Origin of the sequence: Lampropedia cohaerens, from assembly GCF_001005215.1 — a bacterium.
Classification (GTDB): domain Bacteria; phylum Pseudomonadota; class Gammaproteobacteria; order Burkholderiales; family Burkholderiaceae_C; genus Lampropedia; species Lampropedia cohaerens.
On sequence record NZ_LBNQ01000022.1, the window covers coordinates 160,785 to 177,110 of the forward strand.

The following is a 16,326-nucleotide window of genomic DNA, read 5'->3' on the forward strand; positions in this document are numbered from 1 at the left end:
AACTGGTTCCGAAATCCCACCATGCCCCCTTCCCCGCTTGTGCCCATTTCCACGGAAGCGGCTTCGGCCAACGTAGCCCTGCCGCGCCCGACCAGGCCCAAGGCGCTGTATGAGGACAAGTACCTTCTGGTACTGGTCAAGCCGCACGAATTCCTGAGCGTGCCGGGCCGCGGCGAGGACAAGCTCGACTCCCTCGCCTGGCGGGCTCAGCAGTACTGGCGCAACGCCCGCATCGTGCACCGCCTGGACATGTCCACCTCCGGCCTGCTGGTGCTCGCGCGCAGTGCGCAGGTACACCGCCAGCTGTCCATCGCCTTCGCCGAGCGGCGTGTGCACAAGCGCTACGTGGCGGTCGTCGCTGGCGCCATGGCCCCGCCTGCAACCGCCGATGGCTGGGGCGTGATTGACAAGCCACTCGCATTCGACTGGGAGCGCCGGCCGTTGCACATCGTGGACCACGACAACGGCAAGCCGAGCCAGACGCGCTGGCGCATTGCGCTGCCGCCTGTCGGCGCACCGACGTACGCAATCCCCCATACCAGGCTGGAGCTTGAGCCGGTAACCGGTCGCACACACCAATTGCGCGTGCACTTGCAAAGTATGGGCCATCCCATTCTCGGCGACCCGCTGTACGCGCAGGATGCTGCCCTGCGGGCCGCACCGCGCCTGCTGCTGCATGCGCGCGAATTGGGGTTCACGCACCCCATCACCGGCGAGGAGATGTTTTTCGAACTGCCGCCCGATTTCTGATGCTGCATGTGCGGCGACTGCGAGGAGGAACCAATGACCCCGACAACCCCGACCCTGACCATACTCACCGGCAGCTCTCGCGGCATGGGCGCAGCCATGGCCGAGCAATTGTTGCAGCGCGGCGATGCCGTGTTGGGCATCGCACGCAGCACCAACGACCACCTGCAGGCGCTGGCAGCGCAGCATGGCACCTGGCTGCAGCAGTGGTCACATGATCTGGGTGACGCCAGACCGGCAGCGGCGCAGCTGGCACGCTGGCTGGAGCAGCAGGATCCCCGGCAATGGCGGGAGATCCGCCTGATCAACAATGTCGGCGTGATTCCTGCAATCGCGCCATTGGATAAGCTTCCTGCCGATGCCATTACGCAAGGCCTGCGGGTCGGCCTGGAGTCAGTCATGCTCATCACCGCGGCATTCCTCTCAGCCACTGCCGCATGGAAGACGCCGCGCAAGGTACTCTCCATCTCCTCGGGACTGGGGCGCAGACCGATGGCATCACAGACGATCTACTGCGCTGCCAAGGCCGGTATCGACCACTTCAGCCGGTGCCTGGCACTGGAAGAAGCGCGCAAGCCCCATGGCGCACGCGTGTGCGCACTGGCGCCGGGCGTGATCGCCACCGACATGCAGCAACAGCTGCGTTCGGCCGATGCCGCAGATTTCCCGGACCGCGCGCGCTTCGAATCGCTGCTGGCGCGTGGTGAACTGCTGACGCCGCAGCAAGCCGCCAGCCACGTCCTAGCGCGCCTGGAGCGCAGCAGCTTTGGCGAAACCGTCATTGATGACGTACGCGATTGATGATTGATGGCAGACCGCCGGATATCACCGGCCGGTAAAAATCGCGCCTACGTCACAGACCGCCTGTTGCCAGGCGGCCCACACTCACAGCACTTCGAACACACCCGCTGCGCCCATGCCGCCGCCGATGCACATGGTCACCAGCACCTTTTTGGCACCACGACGCTTGCCTTCAATCAGCGCATGGCCGGTCAGCCGCTGCCCCGAGACGCCGTAGGGATGGCCAACGGCAATCGCGCCGCCATTGACGTTAAGGCGGTCGGCCGGGATGCCCAGCCTGTCACGGCAATAAAGGACCTGTACGGCAAAGGCCTCGTTAAGTTCCCACAGATCGATGTCATCGACTGACAACCCGAGCTGCTTGAGCACCTTGGGCACGGCAAACACCGGGCCGATGCCCATCTCGTCAGGCTCGCAGCCCGCAACGGCAAATCCAAGAAAACGCCCCAACGGCTGGAGGTCATGCGCACTGGCGTACCGTTCGCTGACCAATACACAGGCGCCAGCCCCGTCCGAGAACTGGCTGGCATTGCCTGCGGCGATGGTGCCTCCTGGCAGGGCCGGCTTGATGTTGCGAATCGCGTCGACGGTCGTGCCCGGGCGAATACCCTCGTCCTGCGAGACGGTGACCTTCTTGGTGCGCATGCCGGTCTTCATGTCCGCCACGCCGGCAACAACGGTGATCGGTGCAATTTCGTCGTTGAACAGGCCCGCCTCAAGCGCCGCCGTCGCCTTTTGCTGGCTGGCCGCGCCGTATTCGTCCATCTGCTCGCGCGAGATGCCGTAGCGCTTGGCAACCTGTTCGGCAGTCTGCAGCATGCTCCAGTAGATCTCGGGCTTGAGCCGGTCCAACTGTGGGTCCTTGAGCATATGCATGTTCATGACCGGCGCGACGCAGGAAATGCTCTCTACCCCGCCTGCTACGAACACTTCGCCCTGGCCGGCAATGATGCTGTGCGCGGCGGTGGCGATGGTCTGGAGCCCGGACGAGCAAAAGCGGTTGATGGTCTGGCCAGCGACGCTGACCGGCATTCCTGCAGCCAGCGCGATCTGTCGCGCGATGTTGGCACCCGTGGCGCCTTCCGGGGTGGCGCAGCCCATCAGCACATCCTCGACTTCGGCCGGCTCGATGCCGGCACGCTCTAGAGCGTGCTTGACCGCATGGGCGCCGAGCGTCGCACCATGGGTAAGGTTGAACGAGCCCTTGAAACTCTTGGCAAGGGGCGTGCGGGCGGTGGAGACAATCAATGCAGCTGTCATGGAGATTCCTTGTGTGCGCGGCAGCAACCCTACTGGCGATGCCCGCCGCTCTGAATGGGTTACTGGAATTGCTTGCCTTCTGCGGCCAGTTGACGCAACAAGCTGGCAGGCTGCCAGAAGGCCGCGTCATCCAGCGGATTGCGCGCAAAACGCTTCATGGCCTCGATGACGCTGAACAGCCCAACCTCATTGGCATAGTGCATCGGCCCGCCTCGCCAGAACGGAAAGCCATAGCCATAGATATAGACCACGTCGATATCGCTGGCGCGCTGGGCAAAGCCCTCTTCCACAATCCGCGCCCCTTCATTGACCAGCGAGAACACCAGGCGCTGGACGATCTCCTCGTCGCTGATGCGGCGTGGCGTGATGCCGGCATCCTTGCGGTGCTGCTCGATCATGTCGAGCACCTCCTGGCTGACGATGGGGTCACGCTTGCCGGGCGCGTAGTCGTACCAGCCAGCGCCGGTCTTCTGTCCAAAGCGCCCCTTCTCGCACAGCAGGTCCGCCGTCCTGCTATAGCGCAGATCAGGCTGTTCGACCGCACGGCGCTTGCGGATCGCCCAGCCAATGTCGTTGCCGGCCAGATCGCCCATGCGAAATGGCCCCATGGCGAAACCGAAGTTCTCGATGGCCTTGTCCACCTGTTGCGGCGTGGCGCCTTCATCCAGCAGGAAGCCCGCCTGGCGCGCGTACTGCTCGATCATGCGATTGCCGATGAAGCCGTCGGTGACACCAGCCACGACCGCCACCTTCCGGATCTTCTTGGCAAGCGCCATCACCGTAGCCAGCACATCCTTGGCCGTCTGGGCACCACGCACGACTTCCAGCAACTTCATGACGTTGGCGGGGCTGAAGAAGTGCATGCCCACCACATCCTGTGGGCGCTGGGTGAAGGAGGCAATGCGGTTCAGATCCAGGGTGGAGGTGTTGGAGGCCAGAATCGCTCCCGGCTTGACGACCTCGTCGAGCTTTCTGAACACCTGTTCCTTGACACCGATGTCCTCAAAGACCGCCTCGATCACGAGGTCGACATCCTGCAGGTCCTGGTAATCCAGCGTGGTCGAGAGCAAGGCGATGGTCTGCTCGTACTTCTCCTGCTTGAGCTTGCCTTTCTTGATGCGGTCCTCATAGTTCTTGCGGATGACTCCCACGCCACGCTCGAGCGCTTCCTGCTTGGTTTCCAGAATGACGACCGGAAACCCCGCATTGAGGAAATTCATTGCAATGCCGCCGCCCATGGTGCCGGCACCGATGATGCCAACCTTCCTGATCTCGCGTTGCGGGGTGTCGGGCGGAACGTCATCGATCTTGGAGGCAGCCCGTTCGGCAAAGAAGAAGTGGCGCAGCGCGCGTGACTCGGGCGTGCCCATCAGCTGGATGAACAGCTCGCGCTCCCTGGCCAAGCCCTGCGCGAACGGGAGCGTCGTTGCCGCCTCCACGGCGTCCACGCACTTGATGGGGGCAGGCAGGTTCTTGGCCACGGCACCGGCGGTGTTGCGTGCGAACTGGAAGAATGCCTCACCCTGCGGATGCTTGGCCGGCAGATCGCGCACCCGCGGCAGATCCGTGACGCGGGCGACCGACCGCGCAAACGCCAAGGCCTCGTCAGCCAGACTTGCAGGGTCATCCACGACCTCGTCAAACAGCTTCTGTCCGGGCAGACTGGCCAGCAACTGCGCATCCACCGTCTCACCGCTGACGATCATGTTCAGCGCCGCCTCCACGCCAATGACGCGTGGCAGGCGTTGCGTGCCGCCTGCGCCGGGCAACAGGCCCAGCTTGACTTCCGGCAATGCGACCTTGGTGCCGGCTGCGACCACCCGGTAGTGGCACGCGAGCGCCAGTTCCAGACCGCCGCCCATGACGACCGAGTGCATCGCTGCCACCACCGGCTTGGGACTGTTTTCCACGATCTCGATCACCCCATGCAGGTTGGGCTCGCGAAAGGCAATGTCCTTGCCAAACTCCGTGATGTCGGCGCCGCCACTGAAGGCCTTGCCTGCACCGGTAATGACGATGGCGGAGACCGTATCATCGGCATTTGCCTGCTCAATGCCGGACACAATCGCCTTGCGCGTGGCATAGCCAAGTCCGTTCACGGGTGGATTGTTCAGCGTGATGACGGCCACGCCGTCATGCACCTTGTATTCAGCCGTCATGAAGTCTCCTGATTGGGGTTTGATTAAAAATAGAACGATCGTGCTATTTTATGGCCAGATTCTAAGGCACAAGTGCGCACGGCGACAATCGCGACTGGGACAGCGCTGCCGCGCCAACAACCCTGCGCTTTCCTACAACGCCGCGCACACTGGCAGCGCCACAATCAGCGTAGTCTGCGGCGCGCTCAGCAGTGCTGCCCTTTACTACCGTTCAGAGCGATAACGATGCGCACATTTCAATGCACCCAATGCAAGAGCATGGTGTTCTTCGAGAACTTCGCCTGTGTCGCCTGTGGCCATCCATTGGGCTTTGATCCTCACAGCCTGATGATGGTGGCCCTCGTCCCAGCGACGAACACGCCCACCACGGTTGCGCTCTGGCACACCGCCATCGGCCCCACCCACAACCATGCAGTGGCATTGCCGCTTGAGCCATTCAAACGCTGCCGCAACCATGTGGACTACGGCGCATGCAACTTTCTGCTGGCAGCCGATGATGTGCACGAGTACTGCGTCTCGTGCCGGCAGACCCATACCATCCCCAACCTCTCCAAGCCTGGCAATCTGGAAGCGTGGATCACAATCGAGAACGCCAAGCGGCGCCTGTATTACACGCTGGCCCGCCTGGGTCTGGAGGGCCTGGCCACCACGCCGGCGTACGACTTCCTGGAGGATGTTCCAGGCGAGGATCCGGTGCTCACCGGCCATGCCAATGGCCTGATTACCATCAACATTGCCGAGGCAGACGACGCCGAGCGCACCCGCAGGCGCATCGCCCTGCACGAGCCCTACCGCACGCTGCTGGGGCATCTGCGCCATGAGGTCGGCCACTTTTACTGGGATCGCTTTTTCCTCGGAAACTTTCAGGCGCTGGAGCAGTTCCGCCAGGTTTTCGGCGACGAGCGCGAAGACTATGCCGAAGCACTTGAGCGCCACTATCAGGCGCCCAGAACCGATTGGCAGGGCAACTACATCAGCAGCTACGCGACCGCCCACGCCTGGGAGGACTGGGCCGAGACCTGGGCGCATTACCTGCACCTGATCGACTTGCTGGAGACGGCGGCGGCCTATCAGATGTCCTTTGCGACGCTGGGAAGCCAGGGCTACGTGCCGATGCAGGCGCAGGATCCCTTCAGCTACTTCGCCAGCGCGCCCCGGGACGGCTCGCCACAGGATATTGGCGCCCTGCTCAACCTGGGCATGGGCGTTTCACTGGTGCTCAACAGCCTCAACCGCAGCCTGGGGCACAACGATGCCTACCCGTTCACGCTTGCGACACCGGTGCTTGGCAAGCTCTCATTCGTGCACAACATGGTCCGGGCCTACGTGCGGGACTGCAGCAATCAATCGTAGTAGGTCACGATGCGTTTGTCCCCGAGTTCGTGCACCTCGAACGCGGTCTCGTAAATTGTTGCCAGCACATCGGCCTGGATGATCTCGGCGGGGCTGCCCTGCATGAAGACGCGGCCTTTTTTCATCGCGATGATGTGGGTGGCGTACGCGGAAGCGAAGTTGATGTCGTGCAGCACCACCACAATGGTCTTGCCCATGCCCCGCGCTGCCTGGCGCAGTAACCGCATCATGTCCACCGCGTAACGCACGTCCAGATTGTTGAGGGGCTCGTCAAACAGCATGTAGTCCGTGTCCTGGCACAGCACCATGGCCACGAAGGCGCGCTGGCGCTGCCCACCCGAGAGTTCGTCAATGAAGCAATCGGCATAGTCCTGCAACCCCAGATAGCCGATTGCACGGTCGACATGCGCATCGTCCTCGGCCGTCATTCGTCCCCTGGAGTGGGGAAACCGCCCGAAGCAGACCAGCTCGCGTACTGTCAGGCGTGCACCGATGTGATTGTCCTGACGCAGGATGGCCAGCCGCTTGGCGAGCGCGTCGCTGGGCGCCTTGCGCACATCCAGTCCGTCGACGTGAATACTGCCTGCACTCATGGGAATGAGCCGGGCAATCATCGACAGCAATGAGGACTTGCCGGCCCCATTGGGCCCGATGATGGCGGTGATGCCGCCGCGCGCCAGCTGCAGCGACACGTCATCCACTACGACAGTGTCCCCATAGCTGCGGCTGACGTGGGAAACCTCAATCATCGCATCGACCTTCTCATGACCAGAAAAATGAAGACTACGCCGCCAAGAAACTCAATGATGATGGACAGCGCGGTATTGAACGCGAACAGTCGCTCCAGCAGCGTCTGCCCGCCCACCAAACAGATCACGCCCAGCAAGATGGAGATGGGCAGAATGTCCGCATGCCGGCTGCGGCCAGCGATCGCATGCGCAAGGCTGACGATCAGCAGCCCAAAGAACGTGATCGGTCCCACCAGCGCCGTCGAGACCGACACCAGCATCGCCACCACCGCAAGAATCGTCGACACCGTTGCTTTGTAGGGAACGCCCAGGCTGACCGCCACGGGTCGCCCCAGCGCCAGCACGTCCAGATACGGCAGCAGCCGCCACACAACGAGCGATGCCACGGCGATCAGCGCCGTCGAGATGCCCAGCAAAGTGCGATCGACCGCATTGAAGCTGGCAAAAAACGTATCCTGCAGCACCAGAAACTCGTTCGGGTCGAGCATGCGTTGCATCAGCGTCGAGAGACTGCGAAAGAATACGCCACAGACAATCCCCACCAGAACCAGCAGGTGCAGGCTGCGGTTGCCCTTGAGAAACAACCATTGAAACAGCAGGCTGGAGAACACCGCCATGGCCGCTACCTCCAGGAGGAACTGCAGTCGCACGTCCATGGTCATCAGCGCTCTGGAGGAAAAGCCATACACGACGATTGTCTGGATCAGGATGTACAGCGCGTCAAAACCCATGATCGAGGGCGTGAGAATGCGGTTGGCGGTCACCGTCTGAAACAGCACGGTCGAGACCGCGACCGCATAGGCGACGAGAACCAGCGCCAGCAGCTTGGTGCCCCGGAACGGCAAAATGAAGTGCCAGTTGCCCTTGGCACCGATCAGCATGAAACACGCCATCGCCACCATTGCCAACGCCGAAAGCGCGAGCAGGGCCCAGGCCGGGCGCGAGAGCCGCCGGGCGCTGGCCGGACGTTCAGCTTGCCGCATAGGGCTTTCGCATCAACAGGTAAATGAATACGGCGCTGCCTATGACACCGACCACCACGCCGATGGGAATCTCGTAGGGCGCGCGCGCGACCCGGCCGAAGATGTCGCAGGCGAGCACGAAGCTGGCGCCGCCGAGCGCGACCCACGGTACGGCGCGACGCATGTTGTCGCCAATCATCAGGCGCACGACATTGGGCACGATCAACCCGAGAAATGGCACCATCCCCACCGTCACGACCACACTGGCCGTCACCAGTGCCACGATGCACAGTCCCAGCGCAACCAATGCGTGGTAATTGAGCCCCAGACTGGTCGATACCTGCTCGCCAAGCCCTGCCACGGTGAAACGGTCTGCGGCGACCCAGGCCAGTACGGTGCCCGCAAATCCGACCCATAGCAACTCATAGCGCCCCCGCAGGATGCCGGAGAAGTCCCCCATCGCCCACGCCAACATGGACGCCATCAGATCAAAACGGTAAGCAATGAAGGTCGCCACGGCACTGATGACGCCGCCAAGCATGATGCCGATCAGCGGCACCAGCAGCGGATCGCGCAGCGGCACCCAGTGCAGCAGCCGCAGAAACAGCGCCGTACCGGCCAATGCAAACAGTGCCGCCACCAGCATCTTGCCAACCACAGGCCACTGCGGAGCGAAAATCGTCACCAGCAAGAAACCCAGGCTGGCGGACTCGACGGTGCCGATGGTGGAGGGTTCGACAAAGCGGTTGCGCACAATCATCTGCATGAGCAGGTCGGCGATGGCCATGGACGCGCCCGCCAGAATCACCGCCAACGTGCGGGGAATGCGGCTGCCCAGCAGCACCAGCATGGGGCGGCTGTCCCCATCGGCGGCAAGCAGTGCGGCGAGGGACACATCGCTGACACCTACGAACAGCGATACCCCAGCCAGCGCGAGCAACACGATGAGGCCCGCCATCAAATATCGCAAGAAAATGCTCCTCTGAGAATCCGCGCACGAGACGCTGCTGCCGACACCGCGCAACATGCGCAGACGAGACAGCAACAGTAAAGTTACGTCTTGCTAATTCGCTGCAGCCAGCGCGGCCAGCACCTGATCGGCCAGGCGCATGATCGAGCGGTAGCCGTGCATCACGGTATAGGCATCCATCGGATCGAGGTACACGATGTGCTGCTGCTTCCAGGCTTTGGTCTGATGCATCAATGCGTTGTCCAGCAACTGCTGCGCCGCGCCCCCCTTGCCAATGCCGGCATCCCGGTCGATCACGAACAGCCAGTCCGGATCGGCCTCCAGCAGGTACTCGAAGGACACCGCATCGCCGCCATGGAAACGGTCATCGACATCCGTGTCCACCGAACGGAACCCGGTCTCGGTGAAGATCCAGCTCACCCGCGAGTTCGTGCCGTAGACGCCGAGCTTGCCGGCATTGGTCACGAGCACGATGGCCGTACTGTCGTTGTGCTGCGCGGCCTCGCGCAACTGCGCAAACTTTGCATCGATCGCGGCATTGAGCTCGGCTGCGCGCGCCTGCTTGCCAAAAATATCGCCGAAGGTCGTGATGTTGTGCTTGACGCCTTCGACCAGATTGCGGTTGTCCACCGACAGGTCGATGGTGGGAAGGATGGCCGCCAGCTCACCCAGCTTGGCGCGTGAGCGTCCCGCCACGATCATCAGGTCGGCATCGGCTGCGGCAATGGTCTCGTAGTCCGGCTCCTGCAGCGTGCCGGTCTTGATGTAGTCGTCGCTGGCGTACTGGCGCAGATAGTCCGGCAGGCGATGGCTGTCGCCGGCACACCGGTCACCTTGACGCCCAGCGCGTCCAGAATGTCCAGCACCGCCACATCCTGCACCAGCACGCGCTGGGGCACCGCGTCAAGCACGAGCTCTCCTTGCGCGTGCCGCACGGTGACGGGCTGCGCAGCCAGGGCATGCGCGTTCAAACCCAGGGCAGCTGCGCTCAGCAGTGCGGCCAGCATCGGCCTGCCCAAACGGAAACTTGTCATTCGCTGCACTCCTTGATCCCGAAAATGCTAGCTGCACGAATCGCGCTGGACGATGACGAAACGAGAATTCTAATCATCCTCATGTCAAAAATTCGTTGCAGCGCTGGCACTTCGTCGGGGGCGGCAGCATGTCCGCACGCGCATGTCACAACGGCGTCAGCGCAGGGCTGACGGCAATGCATTGCCTAGTCCACGGCACGCTCGGCAACGCGGGCAGTGAGCCGGTCAAGCACGATAGGATGCACGAACTGGCCCACCTCCCCGGGCGCACCCAGTGTGGCAATCTCCCGCACATGCGTCGAGCTGACGTACTGGTACTGTTCGGCCGGGGTCATGAAAATGGTCTCGACATCGGGCATCAGTTTGCGGTTCATGCCGGCGAGCTGGACTTCGTAGTCAAAGTCGGTAACGCCGCGCACGCCGCGCACCATCACCTGCGCGCCGATGTCGACGATGAAGTCACGCATCAACCCCGAAAAGCTGTGCACCGTCACGTTGGGCAGGTCCGCCAGCACTTCGCGCGCCATCTCCATGCGCTCTGGCAAGGTGAACATGGTCCGCTTGTGGTGCCCAGCCGCCACGGCCACCACCAACTGGTCAAACAGCCGGGCAGTGCGGCGAATCAGCTCCTCATGCCCGCGCGTGATGGGATCGAACGTACCTGGGAACACGGCCAGCATTGCGGTGTGCACGCAAAATTCTCCTGCAGCTTGTCTGCGATGAAAGGTCAGCGATCTCTGCGCCGGTAATGCACAAAGGCAAACGGAACGGGTGCCCCACTGGGATCGGCCGATGCGATCGGCACCTGCTGGCTCTCGCGCGAGACTTCGACGAATGCACTGCGATCCCAAGGTGGAAAGAAGGTGTCCCCCTCCACCGCCGCATCGATTTCCGTAAGGTATAGGCTGTCGGCCAGGTCAAGCGCCTGCGCATAGATCTGGGCCCCTCCGATGACAAAGACCCGATCCTGCACCATGTCGCCGGGCAGCGGCAGCTGCAAGGCCTGCTGCAGGCTGCATGCCAGCCGCACGCCCGGCGGCAGCTGCAGCGGCTGCGACGAAACCACCACATGCTCGCGCCCCGGCAATAGCCCCGGCAGCGACTGCCAGGTGCGACGGCCCATGATAATGCGGTGCCCCATGGTCTTTTGCTTGAAATAGCGAAAGTCCGCCGGCAGATGCCACGGCATGCCGCCGTCACGTCCCATCACGCCGTTGGCAGCCACTGCCGCGATCAGGGCGATATGCGGTAAAGAATGCGCGCTCATGGACAATGCCATCGTTGCCTGTAGTCCCGAAAGTCTGCAAGCATACTATGTCCATGCCGCGTTCTGGCGGCCCCTCTGATTGACCTGCACCAGATGATTGAACAGATTACTCCTGCCGGATTCCCGGATTGGGTTGCGAAAAACCAGACTGGTGATAGCCGCCCTCTGCTGATCGACGTACGCGAGCCCTGGGAATGGACCCTGGCAAGCGTCAAGCCCGATGCTGCTTTCGAGCTGCTGCAACTGTCCATGGGCGACATCCCGGCTGCGCTGAATCAGCTTGATCCAGACCGGCCCACCGCACTGCTGTGCCACCACGGCATGCGCAGCCAGAGCGTGGCGCAGTTCCTACTCGCCAATGGCTTCGAGCACCTGGCCAACGTCACGGGTGGCATTGATGCCTGGTCGACCAGCGTCGACCCCAGCATCGCCAGATACTGACGGCATATTCAGGCTCCGAGCTCCCCCCAACCGGCTCTGCAATTTTCAGAGGCAATCCCTATAATCATTTTGTCAGGGATTGTCTGTAAAAAACCTTAGCACAGCTCCCGCGTTCTGCTTGCGCGATCGGGTACGTGTGTCAGGAATTTGCCTAGAACCTGTTGACGATCTTTTCATGCGCCGCGTTGACCCGCCGCGGGATGCGTTCCAAGGCGCAAACCGCAAGCGGAGCTGGGTGCCCGGCAAGGATTTGCAATGCTGCAGCGCGCCGTGGGCGGCGCACCCCCAACGGCAGTCAGGCGAAGATGCGTGAAAAGATCATCAACAGGTTCTTTCTTACGGACCGCACCGGTGTGGAGTGCTCAACAAGGCCATTGGCGCATTGCTATTTGACACTCCGCTGTGCTTTCTGGGAACGCTGTTTCGCGCAAGTCCCGAGACTGCCTGCCATGGCATACATGCCATGCCGCGCGCTGCCCCGACGCGCTTGTGACATGCTGCGTTTCCTTCACCCGTGAATGGCGTCGACGCTGTTTGCTGCCTGTGCGGCAATGGCGCGACAAATTCCAAACGTTCAGGAGGAGAGTTCATGTGGGAAGCCAAAATCGAACAACGTCTGCGTGATCTGCCCGTGCGCGTGGCCGTCGAGCTGCCGGATGGCAAGCGAGCCGGCTCATCGAATCCACAGGTCACGCTGCGACTGAAAAATGCGCGCCAGATTGGCTGGCTTGCCACGGGGCAGGTCGGCGCCATTGGCGAGGCCGTGGTCGAGGGCAACGCCGACCTGGAGGGCACCATGCGCGACGTGATGGCCGCTGTCGTTGGCCTGTTGCCCGATGCACCCATTCAGCAGCGCAGCAGCTTCTGGAGTCAAGGCTGGCAACGTGCCGTCTCGGCCTTTCGCCACACCCGTGAGAAGGATGCCAGCCAGATTCAGTTCCACTACGACATCGGCGATGACTTCTACGGGTTATGGCTCGACCCGCGCAGGGTCTATTCCTGCGCCTACTTCGACCGGCCCGATGCCACACTCGCCCAGGCGCAGGAAGCCAAGCTTGATCTGATCTGCCGCAAGCTGATGCTCAAGCCCGGTGAGCGTTTTCTCGACGTCGGCGCTGGCTGGGGCGGGTTGCTGCTGTGGGCGGCCGAGCATTACGACGTGCAGGCTCAGGGCATCACGCTCTCGCACAACCAGCACGCTTATGTCAATCGGCTGATCGAGGAAAAGGGCCTGCAAGAGCGCGTGCGCATGGACCTGATGGATTACCGCGATCTGCCGCTGGATCAGCCATTCGACAAGATCTCCTCCGTGGGCATGTTCGAGCACGTGGGCGTGGTCAACATGCCGCATTACTTCGATCACCTGCGCAAACTGCTGGTGCCCGGCGGCCTGCTACTCAACCACGGCATCACCGCAGGCGGCACCAAGAACAGCCAGGTCAGCGGCGGCCTGGGCGACTTCATCGCGCGCTTCATCTTTCCCGGCGGTGAGCTGATGCACGTCAGCATGGCAGCGCAGATTGCCAGTGAATCCGGCCTAGAGCTGCTTGATGCGGAAAGCCTGCGCCCGCACTACGCCAAAACCCTGTGGGCCTGGTCGGATGCACTGGAAGGCCAACTCGACACCGCACTGCAGATGCTGCGTGCGCAGGGCCATGACGACGCACGCGCAGGCATGATCTTGCGCGCCTGGCGGCTTTATCTGGCAGGCTGTGCGGTGGCGTTCGAGCAGCGCTGGGTGTCCATCTATCAGCTCCTGCTCAGTCATCCGGACGGCAAGATCGAAACCGGCACCCTGCCCGGCGCGCAAAGCTGCTACCCGTTTACGCGCGATTACATCTACCGCTCCACAGCGAAGTGAAGCGCGTGGCACGGCGAACATGGGCGCCGTGCCACGGGCATCGATGACGCAAGGCTGCTCCCTTGTGCCGCTGGCGCGCGCATTCGCAAAACATGACATTAGCCATCGCAAAACAAGAACAGCAAGAAAGAATAGGCCGATAAAATGCCTGCAGTCATCGAAAAACAAGAATTATCTTCTCACCCATGCATGAATCGGCGCGCCTTACCCGCAACCTGAGCCTGACCACGCTGCAACTGTTCGCAACCGTGTGCGAAACTGGCAGCATCGCGCAGGCCGCCGAACGCGCCTTTATCGCCGCATCCGCCGTGAGCAAGCGTCTGTCGGATCTCGAATCGGAGCTGGGCCTGACCTTGCTGGAGCGCCACAGCCGGGGCGTGCGGCCCACACCTGCAGGCGAAAACCTGCTGCAGCATACCCGCAGCATTCTGGCGGACATCGACCGGCTGCATGCAGACCTTCAGGAATACGCCGAAGGCGTGCGCGGCCACGTACGCGTGCTGGCGAACCTCTCGGCCATTGTCCAGTTCCTGCCGGAAGACCTGAGTCGTTTCGCCGCGGAGAATCCCGCCATCAAGCTCGATCTGCAGGAGCGCATGAGCAGCCAGACGCTGGCGGCCGTGCAGGAAGGCTCCGTGGAACTTGGCATTTGCTATACGCCCGGCGCCATGCCGGCCATGGTCGAGGCCAGGCCATACCGGCAGGATCACCTGGTACTGGTGCTGCCGCGCGGCCATGCCCTGCTGCAGGCAGCGTCAAGCCCAGCGCCCGCGCTGGACTTCGCGCAGGCACTGGACTATGAGTTCGTCGGCCTGCACAGTGCCAGCAGCATCGGCCTGCTGATGCGCCAGGCAGCGGCCGCTGCCGGCAGGAGTCTGCGCCAGCGCATCGAAGTCAGCGGGCTGGATACGATGTGCCGCATGATCGACAACGGTCTTGGTATTGGCGTCATGCCCGACCGCGCCTTTGCGCTGATGCAGGGGCTTGGGCGTCTCACTGCGCTTCCACTTGCCGATGCGTGGGCCCGGCGCCAGTCCTGGATCATTGCCCGTGATTTCGACGCGCTGCCCACCGCCTCGCGCCTGCTGGCCAGTCACCTTGCCGCGCAGGCGGCACAGCCGCTGCCACCCCTGATACCCCGGCATTCCCCCGTACAGATCGAATAACAGCCTATCCGTCACCCGCCCCACCGCGCTTGCATAACGAGAATCCCCATGAGCAAAACCCTCTACGACAAGATCTTCGACGAACACGTCGTCCATACCGAGGAAGACGGCACTGCCGTCCTCTACATTGACCGCCATCTGGTGCATGAAGTCACCAGCCCGCAGGCCTTCGAAGGGCTGCGCGAGGCCGGGCGCAAGGTCTGGCGCGTTTCCTCCATCGTTGCCACAGCCGACCACAACACCCCGACCACCGGCTGGGAACGCGGCTACGAGGGCATCGACGATCCCATCAGCAAGGAGCAGATCCTCACGCTCAACAGCAACATCAATGAGTTTGGCGCCGCCGCCTTCTTTCCCTTCATGAGTCGGCGTCAGGGCATCGTGCACGTCATCGGCCCGGAAAATGGCGCCACCCTGCCCGGCATGACCGTGGTGTGCGGCGACAGTCACACCTCCACCCACGGCGCCTTCGGCGCGCTGGCCCATGGCATCGGCACCAGCGAGGTCGAGCACGTCATGGCCACGCAGACTCTGTTGGCCAAGAAGGCCAGGAACATGCTCATTCGCGTGGAAGGTAACGTGGCCCCGGGCGTGACCGCCAAGGACATCGTGCTGGCCATCATCGGCAGGATTGGTACCGCCGGCGGCACCGGCTATACCATTGAGTTCGCTGGCTCGGCAATTCGCGCGCTGTCCATGGAGGGGCGCATGACAGTCTGCAACATGGCCATTGAAGCCGGCGCGCGGGCCGGACTGATGGCGGTGGACGACAAGACCATCGAATACCTCAAGGGCAAGCCGCTGGCACCGGGCTTTGATGCCAAGACCGGCCGTTTCGTCGGTGGCCCTGAGTGGGAACAGGCCGTGGCCTACTGGCGCACCCTGCACTCGGATCCGGATGCGGTGTTCGACAAGGTCGTCGAGCTCGACGCCACGCAGATCGTGCCGCAGGTTACCTGGGGCACCTCGCCGGAGATGGTACTCGGCATCGACGCGCGCGTACCCGATCCGGACAAGGAGCGCGATGCGGTCAAGCGCAGCGCCATGGAGCGGGCACTGACCTACATGAACCTGGAGCCAGGCAAGCCGCTGACGGACATCCATGTCGACAAGGTGTTCATCGGCTCGTGCACCAACAGCCGCATCGAAGACATGCGCGAGGCGGCTGCCATGGTCAAAAAGCTGGGCCAAAAGGTCGCCAGCAATGTCAGACTGGCCATGGTCGTTCCCGGCTCCGGGCTTGTGCGCGAGCAGGCCGAGCGCGAAGGGCTGGACAAGATCTTCACCGCCGCAGGCTTCGAGTGGCGCGAGCCTGGTTGCTCGATGTGCCTGGCCATGAACGCCGACCGGCTCGACCCCGGCGAGCGCTGCGCCTCCACCAGCAACCGTAACTTCGAAGGCCGCCAAGGTGCAGGTGGGCGCACCCATCTGGTCAGCCCGGCCATGGCGGCTGCCGCTGCCATCCATGGACATTTTGTGGACGTGCGCCGCTTTTCCTGATGCAGGAAAACGTGTATGTTGCTGCGCAATGGGCGCTGCTTCTCAGGCAGCGCGCA

General features: G+C 62.7%; 16 protein-coding genes. 7 read left to right on the plus strand and 9 right to left on the minus strand.

All coding sequences use genetic code 11. The features are described from left to right. The first annotated feature begins 21 nt into the window (after positions 1–21). Both AAV94_RS06845 and AAV94_RS06850 read left to right on the plus strand, forming a co-directional pair. Positions 22–750 (plus strand): RluA family pseudouridine synthase, encoded by a 729-nt coding sequence (locus AAV94_RS06845; RefSeq protein WP_084824797.1) that lies wholly within the window; start codon positions 22–24, stop codon positions 748–750. A 33-nt stretch (positions 751–783) separates the two neighbouring features. Beyond that, on the plus strand, positions 784–1,548 hold the full coding sequence (locus tag AAV94_RS06850) for an SDR family NAD(P)-dependent oxidoreductase (RefSeq protein WP_046741616.1): 765 nt from the start codon (positions 784–786) through the stop codon (positions 1,546–1,548). Between the two features lie 84 nt (positions 1,549–1,632). Here the strand turns inward: AAV94_RS06850 and AAV94_RS06855 are convergent, their stop codons facing one another. After that, positions 1,633–2,808: an acetyl-CoA C-acyltransferase gene (locus AAV94_RS06855; RefSeq protein ID WP_046741569.1), complete on the minus strand. Its 1,176-nt coding sequence runs from the start codon at positions 2,806–2,808 to the stop codon at positions 1,633–1,635. A 59-nt stretch (positions 2,809–2,867) separates the two neighbouring features. Continuing rightward, on the minus strand, positions 2,868–4,967 hold the full coding sequence (locus AAV94_RS06860) for a 3-hydroxyacyl-CoA dehydrogenase NAD-binding domain-containing protein (protein WP_046741570.1): 2,100 nt from the start codon (positions 4,965–4,967) through the stop codon (positions 2,868–2,870). A gap of 225 nt (positions 4,968–5,192) precedes the next feature. On the opposite strand from AAV94_RS06860, the gene AAV94_RS06865 reads away from it, so the two are divergent. Further along, entirely contained in the window at positions 5,193–6,320 is a 1,128-nt protein-coding gene (locus AAV94_RS06865) for a zinc-binding metallopeptidase family protein (protein WP_046741571.1), read from the plus strand. On the opposite strand, the gene AAV94_RS06870 is transcribed toward AAV94_RS06865, so the two are convergent. From AAV94_RS06870 to AAV94_RS06895, 7 genes are all read right to left on the minus strand, one after another. Continuing rightward, positions 6,311–7,069 (minus strand): iron ABC transporter ATP-binding protein, encoded by a 759-nt coding sequence (locus tag AAV94_RS06870; protein WP_046741572.1) that lies wholly within the window; start codon positions 7,067–7,069, stop codon positions 6,311–6,313. The genes AAV94_RS06865 and AAV94_RS06870 overlap by 10 nt on opposite strands. Then, positions 7,066–8,052 (minus strand): iron chelate uptake ABC transporter family permease subunit, encoded by a 987-nt coding sequence (locus AAV94_RS06875; RefSeq protein ID WP_046741573.1) that lies wholly within the window; start codon positions 8,050–8,052, stop codon positions 7,066–7,068. Before AAV94_RS06875 ends, AAV94_RS06870 begins: the two co-directional genes overlap by 4 nt. Beyond that, positions 8,039–8,989 carry an ABC transporter permease gene (locus AAV94_RS06880; protein WP_231731282.1) on the minus strand — a complete coding sequence of 317 codons (951 nt, stop codon included), beginning with the start codon at positions 8,987–8,989 and terminating at the stop codon, positions 8,039–8,041. The genes AAV94_RS06875 and AAV94_RS06880 overlap by 14 nt, the downstream gene beginning before the upstream one ends. Before the next feature lie 105 nt (positions 8,990–9,094). Then, positions 9,095–9,805, minus strand: a complete 711-nt coding sequence (locus AAV94_RS06885; RefSeq protein ID WP_197408032.1) for a siderophore ABC transporter substrate-binding protein — start codon at positions 9,803–9,805, stop codon at positions 9,095–9,097. Beyond that, positions 9,703–10,035 (minus strand): hypothetical protein, encoded by a 333-nt coding sequence (locus tag AAV94_RS15055; protein WP_197408029.1) that lies wholly within the window; start codon positions 10,033–10,035, stop codon positions 9,703–9,705. Before AAV94_RS15055 ends, AAV94_RS06885 begins: the two co-directional genes overlap by 103 nt. A gap of 185 nt (positions 10,036–10,220) precedes the next feature. Then, positions 10,221–10,715 (minus strand): pantetheine-phosphate adenylyltransferase, encoded by a 495-nt coding sequence (coaD, locus tag AAV94_RS06890; protein WP_046741574.1) that lies wholly within the window; start codon positions 10,713–10,715, stop codon positions 10,221–10,223. Positions 10,716–10,762: 47 nt separating this feature from the next. After that, a complete protein-coding gene (locus AAV94_RS06895) occupies positions 10,763–11,302 on the minus strand; it encodes a dihydrofolate reductase (RefSeq protein ID WP_046741575.1) in 540 nt (179 codons plus the stop codon). A gap of 93 nt (positions 11,303–11,395) precedes the next feature. Here AAV94_RS06895 and AAV94_RS06900 point away from each other — a divergent pair, with 93 nt between their 5' ends. The 4 genes from AAV94_RS06900 (at position 11,396) to leuC (ending at position 16,270) form a co-directional block, all read left to right on the plus strand. Next, positions 11,396–11,743 (plus strand): rhodanese-like domain-containing protein, encoded by a 348-nt coding sequence (locus AAV94_RS06900; protein WP_046741576.1) that lies wholly within the window; start codon positions 11,396–11,398, stop codon positions 11,741–11,743. A 589-nt stretch (positions 11,744–12,332) separates the two neighbouring features. Further along, positions 12,333–13,604, plus strand: a complete 1,272-nt coding sequence (locus AAV94_RS06905) for a class I SAM-dependent methyltransferase (RefSeq protein WP_046741577.1) — start codon at positions 12,333–12,335, stop codon at positions 13,602–13,604. A 185-nt stretch (positions 13,605–13,789) separates the two neighbouring features. Continuing rightward, positions 13,790–14,770 carry a LysR family transcriptional regulator gene (locus AAV94_RS06910; protein ID WP_046741578.1) on the plus strand — a complete coding sequence of 327 codons (981 nt, stop codon included), beginning with the start codon at positions 13,790–13,792 and terminating at the stop codon, positions 14,768–14,770. A gap of 48 nt (positions 14,771–14,818) precedes the next feature. Further along, positions 14,819–16,270 carry a 3-isopropylmalate dehydratase large subunit gene (gene leuC, locus AAV94_RS06915; RefSeq protein ID WP_046741579.1) on the plus strand — a complete coding sequence of 484 codons (1,452 nt, stop codon included), beginning with the start codon at positions 14,819–14,821 and terminating at the stop codon, positions 16,268–16,270. Positions 16,271–16,326: the final 56 nt, after the last annotated feature.

Bases quoted from the DNA above. Each gene is read 5' to 3' on its own strand.
- AAV94_RS06905 (WP_046741577.1), top strand. From the start codon at position 12,333: ATGTGGGAAGCCAAAATCGAACAACGTCTGCGTGATCTGCCCGTGCGC.
- AAV94_RS06910 (WP_046741578.1), top strand. From the start codon at position 13,790: ATGCATGAATCGGCGCGCCTTACCCGCAACCTGAGCCTGACCACGCTG.
- AAV94_RS06880 (WP_231731282.1), bottom strand. From the start codon at position 8,989: ATGGCGGGCCTCATCGTGTTGCTCGCGCTGGCTGGGGTATCGCTGTTC.
- AAV94_RS06860 (WP_046741570.1), bottom strand. From the start codon at position 4,967: ATGACGGCTGAATACAAGGTGCATGACGGCGTGGCCGTCATCACGCTG.
- leuC (WP_046741579.1), top strand. From the start codon at position 14,819: ATGAGCAAAACCCTCTACGACAAGATCTTCGACGAACACGTCGTCCAT.
- coaD (WP_046741574.1), bottom strand. From the start codon at position 10,715: ATGCTGGCCGTGTTCCCAGGTACGTTCGATCCCATCACGCGCGGGCAT.
- AAV94_RS06870 (WP_046741572.1), bottom strand. From the start codon at position 7,069: ATGATTGAGGTTTCCCACGTCAGCCGCAGCTATGGGGACACTGTCGTA.
- AAV94_RS06865 (WP_046741571.1), top strand. From the start codon at position 5,193: ATGCGCACATTTCAATGCACCCAATGCAAGAGCATGGTGTTCTTCGAG.
- AAV94_RS15055 (WP_197408029.1), bottom strand. From the start codon at position 10,035: ATGACAAGTTTCCGTTTGGGCAGGCCGATGCTGGCCGCACTGCTGAGC.
- AAV94_RS06855 (WP_046741569.1), bottom strand. From the start codon at position 2,808: ATGACAGCTGCATTGATTGTCTCCACCGCCCGCACGCCCCTTGCCAAG.
- AAV94_RS06900 (WP_046741576.1), top strand. From the start codon at position 11,396: ATGATTGAACAGATTACTCCTGCCGGATTCCCGGATTGGGTTGCGAAA.
- AAV94_RS06845 (WP_084824797.1), top strand. From the start codon at position 22: ATGCCCCCTTCCCCGCTTGTGCCCATTTCCACGGAAGCGGCTTCGGCC.
- AAV94_RS06850 (WP_046741616.1), top strand. From the start codon at position 784: ATGACCCCGACAACCCCGACCCTGACCATACTCACCGGCAGCTCTCGC.
- AAV94_RS06895 (WP_046741575.1), bottom strand. From the start codon at position 11,302: ATGAGCGCGCATTCTTTACCGCATATCGCCCTGATCGCGGCAGTGGCT.
- AAV94_RS06875 (WP_046741573.1), bottom strand. From the start codon at position 8,052: ATGCGGCAAGCTGAACGTCCGGCCAGCGCCCGGCGGCTCTCGCGCCCG.